Raw genomic sequence first — 18,091 nt, 5'->3', positions numbered from 1 at the left:
GGAAACATGAACAAGTTTACTTACAGTTTCGAAGAAGGTAATGCAAAGATGCGCTCACTGCTTGGCGGCAAGGGTGCAAATTTATGTGAAATGACAAATTTGGGGATTCCTGTACCCCCGGGATTTACAATTTCAACCGAAGCATGCACAGCATTTTATAATAATGACGAAAATCTTCCGGAAGGTTTAATGGAAGAAGTTACAAAAAGGATTGCTGAAGTCGAAACTAAGATCGAAAAGAAATTCGGGGATAATGAAAATCCACTCCTATTCTCCGTAAGAAGTGGCGCAGTTTTTTCTATGCCGGGAATGATGGATACAATTTTAAATTTAGGTTTAAATGACGAAACCGTTGAAGGCCTCGTAAAAAAATCATCAAACGAAAGATTTGCTTGGGACAGCTACAGAAGATTCATTCAAATGTTTTCCGATGTTGCAATGAGTATCCCAAAATATGAATTTGACGACATATTTAATGATATAAAGAAAAAAGAAGGTGTCAACAGTGACCAAGAAGTCTCAGTTGAAGGCCTTAAAGAAACAGTTAAAAGATATAAAGAAAAATATAAGGAATACATCAAGGATGACTTCCCTACAGATCCAAAAAAACAACTTGAAATCGCAATCAAAGCTGTTTTTGATTCATGGATGAATCCGAGAGCAAAGACTTACAGAAGACTCCACAAAATTGACGACAATCTAGGAACTGCTGTAAACATTCAATCAATGGTCTTCGGTAATATGGGAGATAATTCAGGAACAGGCGTTTGCTTCTCAAGAAGCCCGTCAGACGGTGAAAACAAATTATTCGGCGAATTCCTTATGAACGCTCAAGGTGAAGACGTTGTTTCAGGTGTAAGAACTCCGCAAAGTATTTCACAACTTGAAGATACAAATAAAAACGTATATGACCAATTTCTCGACATTATTGAAAATCTTGAAAAACATTATAAAGATATGCAAGATGTTGAATTTACAATTGAAGACGGCAAATTATACTTCTTACAATGCAGAAATGGTAAGAGAACCGCAAGAGCAGCTTTAAACATTGCAGTAGATATGTATGAAGAAGGTCTTATCACAAAAGAAGAAGCTTTGATGAAACTTGAACCGAACAGTTTAAATCAACTTATGCACTATCAGTTTGACCCAGCTGAATTAAAGGACAAGGTTCCTTATGCAAAGGGTCTTCCAGCAAGTCCAGGTGCTGCATCCGGTGAAATCGTATTTACTCCTGAAGCTGTACGAGAAAAACATGAAGCCGGAATCAAAACTATTCTTGTCAGAGAAGAAACTTCTCCTGAAGATATCGACGGTATGGTTTTAGCTGAAGGTATCTTAACTGCACGCGGAGGTATGACTTCTCACGCAGCTGTTGTTGCAAGAGGTATGGGTAAGTGCTGTGTTGCCGGAACAAGTGAACTCAGAGTCGAAGAAAATAAAAAAATTATTAAAGGTAAAAATGGAGATCTCAAAGAAGGAGATATAATTTCTATAGACGGTACAACAGGTACTGTATATTTAGGCGACATTAAAAAGATTGAACCTTCCCTAACCGGAAACTTTGGAAAATTTATGTCATGGGCAGATGAAGTAAGAAAACTTGGTGTTCTTACAAATGCCGACACGCCGAAAGACGCAAAAACCGCAAGAGAATTCGGTGCAGAAGGAATCGGTCTTACAAGAACTGAACATATGTTCTTCGATGAAGCTAGAATCAAAAATGTTCGTAAGATGATTCTCGCCGACACGAAGGAAGAAAGAGAAAAATATTTAGCAAAACTTCTTCCATACCAAAAAGAAGACTTCAAAGGAATTTTTGAAGCAATGGACGGTCTTCCTGTTACTGTAAGACTTCTCGATCCACCGCTTCACGAATTCTTGCCGGTAAAAGACGACGATATTAAATCAATTGCTAAAGATATGGAAATTGATGAAGAAGTTTTAAGAACAAGAATCGAAGAATTAAAGGAATTCAACCCGATGCTTGGACACAGAGGTTGTAGACTTGCCGTCACCTATCCTGAAATTTACAGAATGCAAGCAAGAGCAATAATTGAAGCTGCTCTTGAAGTAAGTGCGGAAGGAAAAACTGTTAAACCTCAAATTATGATTCCGCTAATCGGCGAACTCAAAGAATTGAAATATGTAAAATCTGAAATTCTTGAAGAAATAAATACAGTCTTTGAAGAAAAAGGTGAAGAAATTCACTATGAAATCGGAACAATGATCGAAGTTCCTCGTGCAGCTCTTCTTGCTGATGAAATTGCAACTGAAGCAGACTTTTTCAGTTTTGGAACCAACGATATGACTCAAATGGTCTTCGGTTATTCAAGAGACGACTATGGAAAATTCATCAACGAATATTTAGACAAAAAAATCTTCAAGGTCTCGCCTTTTGAATCACTTGATATAAATGGTGTTGGCAAACTTTTAGACATGGCTACAACTCTTGGAAGAAAAGCCAACCCGAACATTCATATCGGTGTTTGCGGTGAAGCCGGCGGAGATCCTGATTCAATTAAATTCTGTGATGAAATCAACCTTGATTATGTAAGTTGCTCACCATACAGAGTTCCAATCGCAAGATTGGCTGCTGCTCAAGCTGTGATTGAACACAAGTTCGAAGAAAGAGATAAATAAGTTTATTAAAACTAAAAAAGCTATAACAAAAGGATAAATTCTACAATTTATCCTTTTGTTATATAATAAGGAGATAAAATGATTGAATTAAAAAACTTAACTAAAAAATTTGGCAAAAACACCGTTGTTGACGACATTAATCTAACTATACCAAGTGGAAAAATTTACGGATTTTTAGGACCGAATGGTGCCGGTAAATCAACCACCATCAATATGATTACAAATGCCCTTTCAATTACATCAGGCTCTATTCTTATTAACGGTATCGATGTAGAAAAATATCCATACGAATCAAAAAAACAATTTGCATATGTTTCAGACACTCCTACCGCATACGACAAGATGTCCGGCATACAGTTTTTAAACTTTATTGCCGACGTTTATGAGATAGACGAAAACAAGAGAGTTGAAAACATTAAAAAATACTCTGAAATATTTGAAATGACAGACAATCTAGGTTCTGAAATTTCTTCATACTCTCACGGTATGCAACAAAAAATTATAATAATCTCTGCTCTAATCACTGAGCCGGAAGTTTTTATTCTTGACGAGCCTATGGTGGGTCTTGATGCCAAAAGCAGTTTCAGACTGAAAGAGATAATGAGAGAAATGGCTGACAATGATAAAACCGTCTTCTTCTCCACACACGTTATGGAAGTTGCGGAAAATATTTGCGACGAGATTGCAATTATAAACAAAGGAAGACTTGTTGTTAGCGGTACTTTCGGTTCTATAAAACAAAAAATGGGAGAAGACGGAAGTCTCGAAAAGATTTTCTTGGAGTTGACAGACGATGAAAAATAAACTTTTACTTTTAATAAAAAAGGATTTTTATTTGCAATTTTCTTTTATCGACAACATAATTCATCCATCAAGATCACAAAAACCTCTTAAAGAAAGATTGAAAAATGTGATTGGACTACTTGTAATTTTGGCTTATGCTTCCATAATAAATTACAGCGTTGTACTTCCCGCTTTTAAGTCAACCGGAGTAAAACCTGAAGATATTGTCAAAGGAACTATGGTTGCCGCAACATTTTTTTCTATAATATTTACGCTTGCGTCCTCGATGAGTAATTTCTTTTTCAGCGACGACATAAAAATCTTGACAAGACTCCCGATAAAGATAAAGGACATTATTGCTGCAAAAATAGTTTCTATGAGTACGACAAATTTTATTGTTTATCTTTTTATCTCATATCCCGCAGCAATAAAATATGGTCTTCTAAAAAATTCTGGTATTTTGTATTATTTGTTTTTTATAATAGGTTCCATTGCAATACCATTAATTATCACTTCAATTATTTCTCTTGTGACGATTTTTATAATGCAATATATAACAAAAATTCCAAACCTAAAAAACAAATTTCAATTTATTTCTCTTTTATTGGGTTTAGTATTTTTTGTATTTTATCAAATGGTGATTCCAAAACTTAGCTCCGAAGAAAATTTCAACATCGCTTTTGATAAAGCAAAAAACATTTTCAAGTACCTATTCCCTTTTGATAACTTGTTTCAAAAATCAATAGGACTTATCGGTGAAAGTGTCAGCATTTTATCACTTATAATACTTGTCGGATTGTGTGCAGTCCTCTTCTATTTAACGTCGAACCTTATGGTTAAGCCGTTTTTAAAAGGCTTCCAACAAAATCGTGTTAGCCCGAACAAAAAGAAAAAAGTAAATATTGCAAAAGTTAAATCAACATCTGTTACATTTACAATTGCAAAAAAAGAAATGGTTGATATTATTAAAACACCGATTTATCTTTTTAATACAATGTTCACCGGCGTATTCGTGATAATCATTTTCGTGATTGGATTTTTAAATGCTGCCAAAGAGGATATGGGTGCAAACGGTGGGGTCCTTTCTCTTATTTCCAAGCTACATGAAAAAATATATCCATTTATATCAAAAGAGTTTTTATTAACAATTGTTATCGTTTTTCTTGTTGGATTCGCACTTGCATTGATTTCAGGAATCTCAAACGATCCATCTGCAACATCGATTTCAAGAGAAGGAAAAAACATAAGACTTCTAAAATCGCTTCCGATAAATTCAAAAGACCAAATAAAGGGACGCATCGTTGCATCAACACTTCTAAAAATTATTGCACAGACTCCGATTTTTATAGTTCTTATGATTGCACTAGGAAAATATTTTTATCTGATGATTTTGGGGTTATTGGGATTCGTGCTCGCCTCATTTTTTATTTCAAACTTAGGACTCTTCTTTGATATAAGAAGTCCTAAGCTAAAATGGGACACGCCGCAACATGCAATCAAACAAAATATGAATGTTTTAAAACTCACGCTATCATTATTTGCATTGGGATTTGCATTCTACTTTGTGATTTCAAGGCTTTTACAAAATAAAATTATCAATATTTTACAACTGCCGTCTGTACTTCTTTCGATTCCTATTGTGCTTATTCTAATTGGATGTATATTATTTTCATTAAATGTAAGCTCTTTTGAAAAATATCTAGTTAAATATGACATATAAATAAAAGCAAGATATGAATTCATATCTTGCTTTTTTCATACATATTTTATTTAAAGTATTTAACCCCGGATTTAAATAGTTCTTCAATTTCAATTTCACCGAAGTTTTTGTATGTGTCACCCGATACACGTTCGGAGTGGCCCATCTTTCCTAAAATCTTTCCTGTCTTGTCCATAACGCCTTCAATGTCACATTTTGAACCGTTAGGATTAATTACATATTTGAATGCAATTTGATTGTTCTTTACAAGTTCTTCGATACAGTTGTCATCCGCAACAAATCTTCCTTCTCCGTGTGAAATAGGAACATTGTAACAGACATCCTTTTCTATATACTTGAGCCATGGGCCGTCATTTGTAATACCGACTGTCGGAATTATTTTTGAAATGTGGCGACCGACTTCATTATATGTTAGAGTCGGTGAAGTTTCTTCAAGCTTCATAATTTTTCCATACGGAAGAAGTCCCGTTTTAATAAGTGCTTGGAAACCGTTACAAATTCCTAGAATAAGTCCATCTTGTCCATTTTCATCGAGCAGATATTCGATTGCACTTGAAACCTTTTCATTTCTTAGCACATTTGCAATAAACTTTGCACTTCCATCCGGTTCGTCGCTCATAGAGAAGCCACCCGGAATAAAGAACATTTGTGATTTTCTAATTGACTCTGCAAGTTCTTCAATTGAGCTTTCGAGCATTTCAGGTGTGATGTTCTTTATAAGAACTTCATTTACCTTTGCTCCGGCTCTTTCAAAAGCGATTCTTGAATCGTATTCACTGTTTGTTCCTTCAAATACGGCAATTGTTACAAGCGGTGTTTCAACTTTTTTATTTGAATGTGTTCTTCTTTGTGAAGCTGAATTCCAATTTAAGTCCTTTGCTTCTTTTTCAATCGGCGTTCCATAAACTTCGTCGAGTCCGTGAATGAAAGCATCCTTGATTGATTCGTATTGAAGCGCTGTTCCATTTACTATAAACTCTTCCCCGCCGGTTGAACCTATATTTGTAACACCGTCGAATTCATTTTCATATTCAACAATGACATCGAGTGGTCTGTTTGAAAGTAAAGTTTTTGCATCGAGTGTAGCGTCAAATCCAATATCATTTCCGAAACTCATCTTCATTAGAGAAAGCAAAATATTTTCTCTGTCGACAACATATGCCGTCTTAATATTGCCGCTCTTTATTTCTGCTTCGATGAGATTTAAATTCTTTAAGAATATATTTTCATCGACAAGTCCGTTTTCAATTTCGTTTCTAACAATACCGAGCTTATATCCGCCTTTGAGTTCAGAAGTTGTCACAGCTTTTTTGTCGCCATAACCGACTGCAAAACTGATGAGTGTCGGTGGAACGTGAAGATTTTCAAAACTTCCGCTCATTGAGTCTTTTCCTCCTATAGGCGGTGTTTGTGTAAGGCTCGAAGCTTTCATTGCACCCAAGAGAGCGATGAAAGGTTTTTGCCATTTTTCAGGTGCATCTTCGAGCTTTTCAAAGTATTCTTGATATGAAAGGCGTATTGTGCTTAGAGGTGCTCCCGTTGCAACAGCTTTCAATACTGAAATTAAAACTGCATAATAACCGCCTAAGAATGGATCTTCTGCACTGAGTTCAGGAATAAATCCGAAGCTCATATAACTTACAGTGTTTGTTAAATCTGTTTTTGAAGGAATCTTTGCAACCATTGAATTGATTGGAGTGATTTGATTTTTTCCTCCAAGCGGCATCATGGATGTAGCTCTTCCTACAGAAAAGTCGAAATGTTCCAAAAGATTTTTCTTTGATGCGTGGTTGATTCCTTTAATCTCTTCTAAGAGATATTTATTTAAATCATGTTCATTCTTTTCATCGAAATATTTTACAGACTCGTTTGAATCCACAACAACTTTTTGCTTTCTCGGTGCACCCGTTGAGTCCATAAATTCACGGCTCATGTCGCAAGCAATTTTGTCATCATAGTACATTTTAACTCTGCCTGTATCGGTTACATCTGCAACATGTGTAGCTTCAAGGTTTTCTTCATCCGCATATTTCAAAAACTCAGCCATATTTTCCTTAGAAACTACAACCGCCATTCTTTCTTGAGATTCACTTATTGCAATTTCTCGCGGTGTTAGACCCTTGTATTTTAGCGGTACTCTGTCCAAATAAATATCCAAGCTGTCTGCGAGTTCACCGATTGCGACTGAAACTCCGCCGGCCCCGAAGTCGTTACATTTCTTTATTAATGATGCCGCTTCGGTTCTTCTCATGAGTCTTTGAATTTTTCTTTCTGTCGGTGCATGTCCTTTTTGAACTTCTGCACCCGATTTTTTAACACTGTCCTTTGTGTGAACTTTTGATGAACCGGTTGCTCCGCCGACTCCGTCTCTTCCAGTTCTACCGCCAAGTAAGATAACAACATCGCCAGGAAGCGGTTTTTCTCTAATGACATTCTTTCTCGGTGCTGCTCCCATAACAGCTCCTACTTCCATTCTCTTTGCCTTGTATCCCGGGTGGAACAATTCCTCAACATAGCCTGTCGGTAAACCGATTTGGTTTCCATACGAACTGTATCCCTTCATTGCATCGCGAATGATTTTCTTTTGCGTAAGCTTGCCTTCCAATTTGTAATCGTTAATCGGGTCGCTCGCACCTGTTATTCTCATCGCTTGATAAACATATCCTCTGCCTGAAAGCGGGTCTCTTATAGCTCCTCCCAAACATGTTTGAGCTCCACCGAACGGTTCAATTTCAGTCGGGTGATTGTGAGTTTCATTTTTAAAGAACAACAAATATTCTTCATTTTTTCCGTCAACATCAGCCGGAATAATAAGAGTGCATGCATTTATTTCATCGCTAACTTCAACGTCGTCAAGTTTTCCTTCTTTTCTCATGAGTTTTGATTGAATAGTACTCATGTCCATCAACGAAACAGGCTTCTTTGCATTTGCTTTTTCTCTCATTTCGAGATATTTTTTGAATGCTTCTTTTATTGCTTCGTCACGTTTTGAATCAGTATTCTTAAATTCAACATCTTCAAGATTTGTGAAGAATGTTGTGTGCCTGCAGTGGTCACTCCAATATGTGTCGAGAATTGAAATTTCTGTGTCTGTCGGGTCTTTATCTTCTTTTTTGCAATAATCCTGTATTGTTTTTAAATCTGCAACGCTCATTGCAAGTGAGTGCGAATCGTGAAACTCTTCAAGTTCTTTTTCGCTCATGTCTTTAAATCCGTCATATGTCAAAATTTCGTTTGATCTTTTTGACATGTCTCTTAGAGATGCTGGGATTTCAAGAAGTTCTCCTTCTTCCTGATCTACAGGATTTATTAGAATTGCTTTAATCTTTTTTATTTCGTCATCGGTTGCGTCAGGAATAGTTATTACCTCTTCAACTTCAGCATCGACATTTGATTCAGGAAGAACTGCTTTAATTGTGTCTAAAAGCCCCTTCTTTCTTTGGTCGAACTGCCCTGATTTATATTTTATAACAATTGAATTTTCGAGTTTTGTTTGCAAATCGATTGCATCGTTTCCGGTCACTATTTCATCAACCGGTGGCTCTCTTAAAATCGTATCTTTAATATTGTCGATTTCAGCATCCGTCAATCCGTCAATGTCGTATCTTCTATACAATTTTAAATTGTCAAAAGATTTTCCAAGCTCTTCTTTTATCAAATTTCTTACGGAATTTGAAGGAACATCAAAGTCATCCTTCTTCCAAACATAAATTCTCTTTACCATTGGCGCAATATCCTTTCTGTAATAAACATCATTAAAATTAACTTTTTTAACATCGCTATAAGCTTTTTCCATCGCTTCATCAAAACTGTCGCCGCATGCACAAATTCCAAGCACACGTCCGCCGTTTGTATAAACGCTTCCGTCTTTCTCTTTAACGCCGCCATAATAAATTTTAGAATATTCTACAGAGTCTAAACCACTGATTTCAAATCCTTTTTTGTAATCTCCCGGATATCCTCCGCTTGCTAAAACAACATTTACGATCTTTTTATCATTAAGAACTAGTTCAACATTCTTTAGATTTTTTTCGGTTGTTTTAATCATCAAATCAAGCAAGTCACTTTCGAGATTCATCATCAAACATTGTGTTTCAGGATCACCGAATCTACAGTTTATTTCAAGAACTCTAGGCCCATCCTCAGAAATTATAAGGCCCAAGAAAATAATTCCCTTGTAATCAATATCTGCTTTTTTTAGTGCGTGAACAATCGGCTGAACAATTTTTTCATCAATTTCTTCTTTATATGCCAAGGCTTCAAAATCAGGAGTAAAAGTTCCCATTCCTCCTGTATTAGCTCCGACATTTCCTTCGAAAATCGTCTTGTGATCTCTTGTTGGATTGAATAACTTTATTGTTTCTCCATCTAAAAATCCAATTAAACTAGTTTCAAAACCCCAGAGGAATTCTTCAATCAAAATCTTTTGATCTCCAAAAATTTTATTATCCAAAACATTTTTTATGCCTTCTTCAATTTCATCGTCATGTTCTGCTATAATAACACCTTTTCCTGATGCGAGTCCATCAGCTTTTAGAACAACTTTATTTTTTAAGTTTTTATCTCTTAATTCTTTTGCATATTTAATAGCTTCTTTTGAGTCTGTAAATGTTTTATATTGAGCAGTAGGAATATTTTCAAGTTTTAAAACTTCTTTTGTAAACTCCTTTGAACCTTCAAGCTTAGAAGCTTTTTTGTCAGGTCCAAATATTTTTAGTCCCGCTTCAATAAACTCATCAACAATTCCCTCGCAAAGAGGTGCTTCGGGACCCACAATTGTAAATTCGACTTTTTCATTTTTTGCAAAATCTAAAAGTTTTGAAATATCTGTGTCTACAATATCTACATTTTTCCCGATAAGTTTTGTGCCGCCATTTCCCGGTGCGAAAATAAGTTCAACATTATCGCCGCGTTGACTCTTAATTTTCTCTCCAATAGCGTACTCCCTTGCTCCGCCACCAACAATTAATACTTTCATTACATCCCCCTCAAAAATCCTATTTTTTCATAAACTCTTTCAAGTGTTTTTGATGCAACTTCTCTAGCTCTTATCATTCCATCATGTGCAACTTCAATCAGATAATCTTCGTTTTGTAAAAACTCATTTGTCTTATCTCTAACCGGACCGATTGAGTTTTCGACCGCTTCAATTACTGCTTTTTTTAAATCTCCATAACCTTTTCCCTCAAACTTAGACAGAATATCTTCCATATTTTCATCTGTGCAAGATTGATATATTTCAAGAAGATTTGAAACCCCCGGTTGATCTTCTGAATAATTTATTTCTCCAACAGAGTCGGTCACTGCTCTATTAATTTTCTTTTTTATATCTTTGTATTCTTCAAGAAGAAGTATATATGCAGCAGGATTAGGATCGGATTTGCTCATCTTAATTGTCGGATCTTGTAAACTCTTTATCCTGTTACCCATTTTTCCGATAAGTGGTTCCGGCATAACAAAAGTGTCGCCGTATATTCCATTAAATCTTTCTGCAATATCCCTTGTAATTTCAACGTGTTGCTTTTGGTCATCTCCAACCGGCACAAGGTCTGTGTCGTAAAGAAGAATATCGGCCGCCATTAAAACCGGATAGCAATAAAGTCCTGCATTTGCTCTTTCTTCATTGTCTTTTATTTTACTCTTAAACTGATGCATTCTGTTTAGCTGTCCAAGAGATGTATAGGTATGAAGAGCCCATCCAAGTTCTGCATGTTCAGGTACATGACTGTTTACATATATAATGGACTTTTTCGGGTCCAAACCATTTGCAAGGTAAATCGCAATTAGTTTTTTTGACCTCTCTCTTAACTTTTCAGGATCTTGTCTTACAGTTATCGCATGAAGATCAGCAACACCAAAAATACATCTATAGTCATTTTCTAATTTTTTCCAGTTTCTTAAAGCACCTAAATAATTTCCTATTGTCAAATCCCCCGAAGGCTGTATAGCACTATAAACTGTTTTCATAATTTCATCCCTTTCTATATTTTTAAAAATTTATAAATTACAATTCGTCATAAGGTACACTGAATGTGTCTCCTTGTGAAAGATCTCCCGCTTCATATCCGCGTTTAAACCATCTTTCTCTTTGTTCTGCCGTTCCATGTGTGAAAGAATCCGGAACAACAGCCCCTTGATATTTCTTTTGAAGAGTATCGTCACCGACTGCCGACGTTGCATTAATCGCTTCCATCAAGTCTCCCTTTTCGAGATACCCTGCTTCATCTTCCCATCGTGCAAATACTCCCGCTAGATAGTCCGCTTGAAGTTCTATTGCTACAGAAATTTTATTATATTCGGTTTCTGAAAGGTTTCTCCTTTTTGACTGTTGCTCTCTCATTATACCAAGCATATTTTGAACATGATGCCCAACTTCATGAGCAACTACATAAGCAATTGCAAAATCCCCTTTTGCTCCCAAGTTCTTGCTCAGTTCATCGAAAAAATCCAAATCCATATACAGTTTTTGGTCTCCCGGACAATAAAATGGTCCTGCTTGTGCAGATTGGACACCGCACGCACTCTTTACAGCACCGTGGAATATATGCATGACCGGTTCTTTATATGTTAAGCCGTTTTCTTCAAATATTTTTTTCCAAACATCTTCCGTATCTTTTAAAACAACGCTTAAAAATTGCATTTTTTCTTCATCAGCTGCTGACGGCTGATAACTTGAAGCTGTTGGAGCTCCGCCCGTCAACATATCTAGCGGATTTCCTCCCATTATTAAATATATAACAGCAACTATAATTAGTCCGAATCCACTTATTTTAAATCCGCCGGTCGGCCTAAAACCACCTCCGCCGGAATAACTTCTTCTTCCGTCTTCAATATTTGAGCTTCCCTCTCTTCCACGCCACTTCATAACAAAACCTCCATATTTTAATTCCACATAATTGTGTTTTTCTTGATGCTATAACATATAAACGGTACAAATATAACACAAAAAATCATTCCAACAACTTCATTGCTTAAATGACTAATCAAAAATTCATTAAAAATTCCTTTTTTCAAAATCACATCGTATAATATAAATCCTGTCGTAAAAAATGAAATACGCCCAATGATAACTGCAAAAAAACTTGAAAGGAGTTCATTGTTGTAGAAAATATTTTTTATAAAACTAATTAAATAACTACCCACAAAAGCCTCAATCACAAATGGCAAATAATCAATTGAACTTTCAAGCTTATATCCATTTAGGAAAATCAAAATTGCACTCGACAGTAACAGATAAGTCAAAAGTACAGTTTTCCCTACAAGAAAAGCCATCAAATATGAGATTGCACAAATACCCAAAAATTTGACGGCCATACCGTTTAAAAATTTATTTGATAAAATCATAAGGATTGCACTAAAAAAAACACCCAAAAATAAAACTATAATGTTTTCTTTTATAACTGATTCTTTCATAGCAACCTCCTTGATTCATTATATCATATTTACATATTTTTTTCGAGTCATTCAGGTCACTTATGACAAAAAAATAAACCGAAAACGTTAATTTCGGTTTATTTTTTTATTTATAAAGACTTTAAACTATCTTTTAATTCTTTAATCGATTTTGTAGAAATATGTTCTTCAGATATACCAAGTCGAGCAATTATAGACTGTAGTGCTTCCGTTGACTTCGCCTCTATCTCCATATATGGAAAAGGATAAACATCATCACTCCACTTATCAATGTCGAAAACAAAATCCTCAAGAACATATTTAATTCTTTTCTTTGACTCTGATGTATATATTATACCAAGTTTATCGGCAATTTCTAGAAAAGTTCTAGGCTCAGAAATTTCTGTAGTCAATTCACTACTTACTCTCGCATTTTGCGACGAGCTTATCTCTTTTAAAGTGAAATATCCTTTGCCGCCAACTTCTCGGAGTCTCAAAAATGATTCTCCCTCCGTTTTTGCATCCAAAAATCTGTGATTGACTTGCTCTTCTGTTGAAATCTTCTTTGCTCCGATTTTCTCGACCATATCTATATAATCCTGAATCTCGAAACCAAGAACTTTTACTTCTATTTCTTTTTCGAGCATTGAACTTATTTATCCAATTCTTCTTTTATATCTTCGTCGATATAAATGGTAACATTTTTATGCAATTTAAGGAATGTTACCGGGCAATCAGTCGTGACTTTATCATCACATAAAAGCTTTTTAATAGCGTCAGCTTTTTTCTTTCCGCTTGCCAAAAGGATTATTTCCTTTGCTTGAAGAATCGTTCCCATACCCATTGATATTGCATATTTAGGCACTTCTTCTTCATTGTTGAAGAATCTTGAATTTGCATGAATAGTGGATTGTGTTAGCTTAACAATTCCTGTTTTACCATTCAGTTCCGGTGTAGGTTCATTAAATGCAATGTGTCCATTTTCACCAATTCCCAAAACTTGAATGTCTTGGCAGCCCAACTTTTGTACCAACTTTTCATATTCTTCTCCGGCATTAATGTCATTTTCGTCTTTTGCCTTTGGAACAAATGTTTTTGATTTGTCAATGTCAACTTTATCAAAAAGATTGTCATCCATAAATCTTCTGTAACTTTCTTTGTGTCCTTCAGGAAGTCCGATATATTCATCCAAGTTTACACTTGTTTTATCCTTAAAAGAAATTCTGCCTTCCTTATTTGCTTTTATTAATTCATTATATAATCCTAGCGGAGTACTCCCAGTTGCAAGACCTAAAACTTTTATTTCGTTCCAGTTTTCAATCATTTGTTCAGCTGCGAGCTTTGACATATCGTCATAATTTTTACCTACTACAAGTTTCATAGTTGTTACCTCCTTATGATAACAGGTGTGAAATTGATAAAATCACAGGATGTTAAAAAATATTCAACTCCATTAATGTTTCCTTCAACAGCATTTTGATGCCCATTTGCATGAAGATGTCCATAGATACAGACTTCAACATTATACTCTTCAAGGATTTTTGCGTACACATTCGGTTGCTTATTATTGTCGAATGGTGGATAATGAAGCATTGCGATTATCGGCCTACCCCTTTTACATGTATCAAGGCTAAGCTTTAATCTTATAATTTCTCTATCCGTAATTTTTTTATCATTTTCTTCGTACTCTTTAGAAGTGTCATCGAGCCAAATTCTCGAACCTGCAATCTCATAACCTTCGACGCTGTATGAATTATTTTGCAAGAATTTTATTGTCTTAAGATTTAAATCATTCATCTTTTTTAAGCCTGACCACCAATAGTCATGATTGCCCCTTGATAAAATCTTTTGTCCAGGTAGCGAATCGAGAAATTCCAAATCCGGAATTGCCTCTTCCAATTTCATAGCCCAGCTTATATCCCCGGCAACGAGAACAGTGTCCTCATCTTTAACTATACGCTCCCAATTCAATTGAATCTTTTGTTTATGATCAATCCAACTGTCTGAAAAAACATCCATAGGTTTGTTTTTTCCGCCGTCAAGATGTGTATCGGAAAGCGCATAAATCAAATAATCACCTCGTTTATATTATAATATTTGCGATTTATTATGTCCAACAATCTCTTATTGGATGTAAAATACATAATCTGTTTTTTACTTGAAATATTATACAATATCTCTGCAATTTTTTCCAGTCTTTCATCGTCAACAAATAAAAAAGCATCATCAAAAATAATAAAATCTTCATCAGTCAAAAACTCGTTAAATGCAAGCTTTAATGAAAAAATTGCAATTTCCATTGTTCCTGACGAAAAATTTTTTTCGCCCATTCTTCTCTCTCTATCTAAAAATAACTCCATCTTGTCGCTTATTATTAAATCATTTTTACCTGTAATATTAAAATAAATATCCTCTGCCCTATTAATAATCATAGTTTTCGGTGCTTTCTTCTTTTCAATTTTTAAAAAATCTAATGCATCGATTGTGAGTTCGTTTACCAAATATCTTCTATCCATATTTTCGCTTTGTCTTTTTAAAACAGAAAGCCTATCTTTGAGATATAATGTATTTTCAGAAACTTTCATTATATTATCAAGCTGTCCTTCCAAAAAAGATAGTTCTTTTTGAAGTTCCATTTTAGAATCATTTATTTCTTTAATTTTTGAATTTACTATTGAAATCTCACCCAAAACATCATTAATTTCATATTCTTTTTTTTCATTACTATCCGAGTTATAAATATTACTCAAAATAAAAACAACAATAAAAATCGCCGAAATAATATTTAAATACCAAAAATATTTATCTAAATTAAATGCGTATTTGGTTACAAACGCCGCCAAAATAAATAAAACAGCAAGAATCGGAAAGATAATTTTATTGGACTTCTTTTTAGAACTCATATTTAAACTGTCATGATATATTTCATTCTTTAAGTCCTCAAGTTTTGTTTCTCTCCTATATAGCTTCAAAAGTCTGGCGTCATGTTTTCTCAATTCATTATTAATTTCGTCAGTCTTAATTTTTTTCTTAGAACTTTGGATAAGTACTTCTTCACCAGCTCTTATTTCATCCTCTAAATTTGCAATCTCATTTTTTATTCTCGGTCTTTTCTTTTGCCACGAACGGTCGCTTCCAAGTTCTTCATTTTCTTTTTTTAGATTTCTAATCGCCTTTGAAACAATGTCTTCATCCATTTCATCTTTCAAAATCAAAAATCCTAAATCTCCGACATCTTTATTTGTAGTATCAATATAGAAAAATTTCCTGAACGTTTCACTGTCAACATTTAAAAAATCATTCCCAGGCGTCAGGATTTTATTTGTAAGAGAAAATTTTTCCGTTATATCATTATTTCCCTCGTCAAAAACCCTGCATGTTTCCATACTTAGATTTCGTTCTACAAGATAATGCCTATTGTCATAGCATAGTTTCATGCTCACATTAGATGAACCGCCGGTATAAGTTTCAAAGCCATCTACATATGATTTTCTAAGTGTTTTTCCATCGAGAAATCCATAAAGAACTGCGTCAATACTCGATCTTAATGTGGTCTTGCCAACCTCATTCTTTCCATAAATTAAATTTAAACCGTTATCAAAATTAAAACTTCTGTCCTTGTATGCTCCAAATTCAATTAATCGTATATTTTTTATTATCATTTCGTTCCCACCAAATGTTTAATTGCATTTTCGATAACTTCACGCCTTAAATTTTCATCTAAGTTCTTTTTATCCAAAAAATTTACAATACCTGCAAATAATTCAGAATGCGTTTTCATAAACTCTTCAGTATAAATTCTTTCATCAAGAATCTCTACACATTTATAAAAATTGGACAAAGTTGCCTTTAAGTCATCTGAATTTATATAAATATTTTTTGAGCCTTTGAGTTTAAGCCTTAAAATATTAATTCCACCTTCAATTTTTAAAGTTTCTATAATTTCTTCATACGAAAGACCGTCAACATTTAACTCCGTATCAATATATTTTAATTCTGAAAGCCGTACAAATTGCAATTTCAATTTTTCGTCAATGACGCCGTACATTCCGCCATGATCTCCTGTTTCTCCAATCGATAAAGGCGTGAGACTTCCAGAATAGCATACATTTTTTGAAAGTTCCATCGGCTTATGAATATGTCCGAGTGCAACATAGTCAAATCTATTTAGGCTAGAAACCGCCACCGGCATATAGTTTGAGTCAACATTAGTGCCACTATGAAGAAGTAAAATATTTCTTTTAGATTTAAACTTTATCGCATCTATAACAGGAACTCTTTCAATAGAATTTGTCCAGCTGTGCATAAATATCGATAAATCATAATCCTGCAAGACAAATTCATCTATTTCATTTGAAAAATTCACTATTATATTTTCAGGAATATCAACGTCTACAAGAACATTATCTCCACCGACATAGTCATGGTTACCAAAGATAATAAAAATTTTTTCTCCCATAAAATTCTTTAAAATCTCTATAAATCTGAGAGCATGTGCTTTTGTAAAATATTCTTTATTAAAAATATCTCCGGTTATAAAAATAAAGTCTATATTTTTATCATTTGCATACATAACTGCATTTTGTAGAGTTCTCCACATTTCTTCACGTAAAAAATAGCCATCAAGATAAATATTATTCTTAAATGGCTCGCATAGATGTAAATCACTTATGTGCAAAAAGCTGAATTCCCTCATCTTCTATAAACACCAACCTTAATTTTATTTGACCTTTCAATTATGTCACCAATCCTTGAATCAGACGGCATAATATTTGCAGCTGCAACAAATTGTATTATTGCGTCATTGTCCATATTATTTTGAGATGCAAAAACAGTTGCAAATAGAGTTTTAGTAAAATCTGTCTTGATATTTTCAATCAAATAACAGATTCCGGTTTTGTAAAAATATAGTGAATCATCATCAATAATAATAACTCGCGTTTTAAAATCTTCAACCAAACTATATGAGAAATTTACAAATTCATAATTAGATGTAATTTTAAACGGACAAAGATCAACTACTTCTTTTTTTGTTAAAATAGCAATTGTTGGGTTAAATTTTATATATAGATGTGCTTTCGGTCCGAATATAATAATATTTTTATAGTATTCGTTTGCTTTTTTTATAAACTCAGAAGCAAATTCCATTTCCGATTCAAAAATCGGAAGTATAATATCATTTTCATTGTAAATAGACGTTATGTATTTACTTTTTATAGATCTAATATCATCAAATGTAAAAACTTGAGATGAGGACTCGCCACTTAAAGTTATTTTTCCATCTCTGATAATACCAATAACTCCTGTGTCATCACGAATATCTATTCTTTCAACCTTAACTGAATTTTTCATGAAATAATTGTAAATTTCCTCGCCAAAATTGCCCCCAAGCGCCGTCAGAAGTTTAAAATCACAATTATAATTTTTCATAAGTTTGTATAAATTTTTTGTTCTTAAATCACATGAAATATCACATGATTTTTCTCCGTCTTTAAACTCAAGCAAAAGTTTAGGACTTAGTTCTACCAAAAGCGACATAAATCTCTCCTCCAC

At 34.2% G+C, this 18,091-nt stretch carries 13 protein-coding genes; 3 read left to right on the top strand and 10 right to left on the bottom strand.

Translation table 11 applies throughout. The features are described from left to right. The first annotated feature begins 6 nt into the window (after positions 1 to 6). The 3 genes from ppdK (at position 7) to C7381_RS06360 (ending at position 5,146) form a co-directional block, all read left to right on the top strand. On the top strand, positions 7 to 2,643 hold the full coding sequence (ppdK, locus tag C7381_RS06370; RefSeq protein ID WP_116480323.1) for a pyruvate, phosphate dikinase: 2,637 nt from the start codon (positions 7 to 9) through the stop codon (positions 2,641 to 2,643). Between the two features lie 78 nt (positions 2,644 to 2,721). Beyond that, positions 2,722 to 3,447, top strand: coding sequence for an ABC transporter ATP-binding protein (locus tag C7381_RS06365; protein ID WP_116480322.1), 726 nt, complete (start codon positions 2,722 to 2,724; stop codon positions 3,445 to 3,447). Continuing rightward, positions 3,437 to 5,146, top strand: a complete 1,710-nt coding sequence (locus C7381_RS06360; protein WP_116480321.1) for an ABC-2 transporter permease — start codon at positions 3,437 to 3,439, stop codon at positions 5,144 to 5,146. Before C7381_RS06365 ends, C7381_RS06360 begins: the two co-directional genes overlap by 11 nt. Positions 5,147 to 5,192: 46 nt before the next feature. Here the strand turns inward: C7381_RS06360 and C7381_RS06355 are convergent, their stop codons facing one another. From C7381_RS06355 to C7381_RS06310, 10 genes are all read right to left on the bottom strand, one after another. Continuing rightward, a complete protein-coding gene (locus C7381_RS06355; protein WP_116480320.1) occupies positions 5,193 to 10,124 on the bottom strand; it encodes a phosphoribosylformylglycinamidine synthase in 4,932 nt (1,643 codons plus the stop codon). Next, on the bottom strand, positions 10,124 to 11,113 hold the full coding sequence (gene trpS, locus C7381_RS06350) for a tryptophan--tRNA ligase (RefSeq protein WP_116480319.1): 990 nt from the start codon (positions 11,111 to 11,113) through the stop codon (positions 10,124 to 10,126). Before trpS ends, C7381_RS06355 begins: the two co-directional genes overlap by 1 nt. 37 nt (positions 11,114 to 11,150) lie before the next feature. Next, positions 11,151 to 12,011 (bottom strand): KPN_02809 family neutral zinc metallopeptidase, encoded by an 861-nt coding sequence (gene ypfJ, locus C7381_RS06345; RefSeq protein ID WP_116480318.1) that lies wholly within the window; start codon positions 12,009 to 12,011, stop codon positions 11,151 to 11,153. A 17-nt stretch (positions 12,012 to 12,028) separates the two neighbouring features. Further along, positions 12,029 to 12,559, bottom strand: a complete 531-nt coding sequence (locus tag C7381_RS06340; protein ID WP_116480317.1) for a hypothetical protein — start codon at positions 12,557 to 12,559, stop codon at positions 12,029 to 12,031. Positions 12,560 to 12,669: 110 nt separating this feature from the next. Beyond that, positions 12,670 to 13,185, bottom strand: a complete 516-nt coding sequence (locus tag C7381_RS06335) for a class IV adenylate cyclase (protein WP_116480316.1) — start codon at positions 13,183 to 13,185, stop codon at positions 12,670 to 12,672. Between the two features lie 5 nt (positions 13,186 to 13,190). After that, positions 13,191 to 13,919, bottom strand: a complete 729-nt coding sequence (gene nagB / locus C7381_RS06330) for a glucosamine-6-phosphate deaminase (RefSeq protein ID WP_116480315.1) — start codon at positions 13,917 to 13,919, stop codon at positions 13,191 to 13,193. 5 nt (positions 13,920 to 13,924) lie between these two features. Next, positions 13,925 to 14,608, bottom strand: a complete 684-nt coding sequence (locus C7381_RS06325; protein ID WP_034545825.1) for a metallophosphoesterase — start codon at positions 14,606 to 14,608, stop codon at positions 13,925 to 13,927. Further along, positions 14,605 to 16,200: an ATP-binding protein gene (locus C7381_RS06320; RefSeq protein ID WP_116480314.1), complete on the bottom strand. Its 1,596-nt coding sequence runs from the start codon at positions 16,198 to 16,200 to the stop codon at positions 14,605 to 14,607. The genes C7381_RS06325 and C7381_RS06320 overlap by 4 nt, the downstream gene beginning before the upstream one ends. Further along, a complete protein-coding gene (locus tag C7381_RS06315) occupies positions 16,197 to 17,234 on the bottom strand; it encodes a metallophosphoesterase family protein (RefSeq protein ID WP_116480313.1) in 1,038 nt (345 codons plus the stop codon). Before C7381_RS06315 ends, C7381_RS06320 begins: the two co-directional genes overlap by 4 nt. Further along, complete coding sequence (locus C7381_RS06310; RefSeq protein ID WP_116480312.1) at positions 17,231 to 18,076, bottom strand: hypothetical protein; 846 nt, start codon at positions 18,074 to 18,076, stop codon at positions 17,231 to 17,233. The genes C7381_RS06315 and C7381_RS06310 overlap by 4 nt, the downstream gene beginning before the upstream one ends. Between the last annotated feature and the right edge of the window lie 15 nt (positions 18,077 to 18,091).

Origin of the sequence: Ezakiella coagulans (assembly GCF_003096635.1) — a bacterium.
In the GTDB taxonomy this organism is placed as follows: domain Bacteria; phylum Bacillota; class Clostridia; order Tissierellales; family Peptoniphilaceae; genus Ezakiella; species Ezakiella coagulans.
This window is presented reverse-complemented; position numbering and strand designations above follow the sequence as displayed.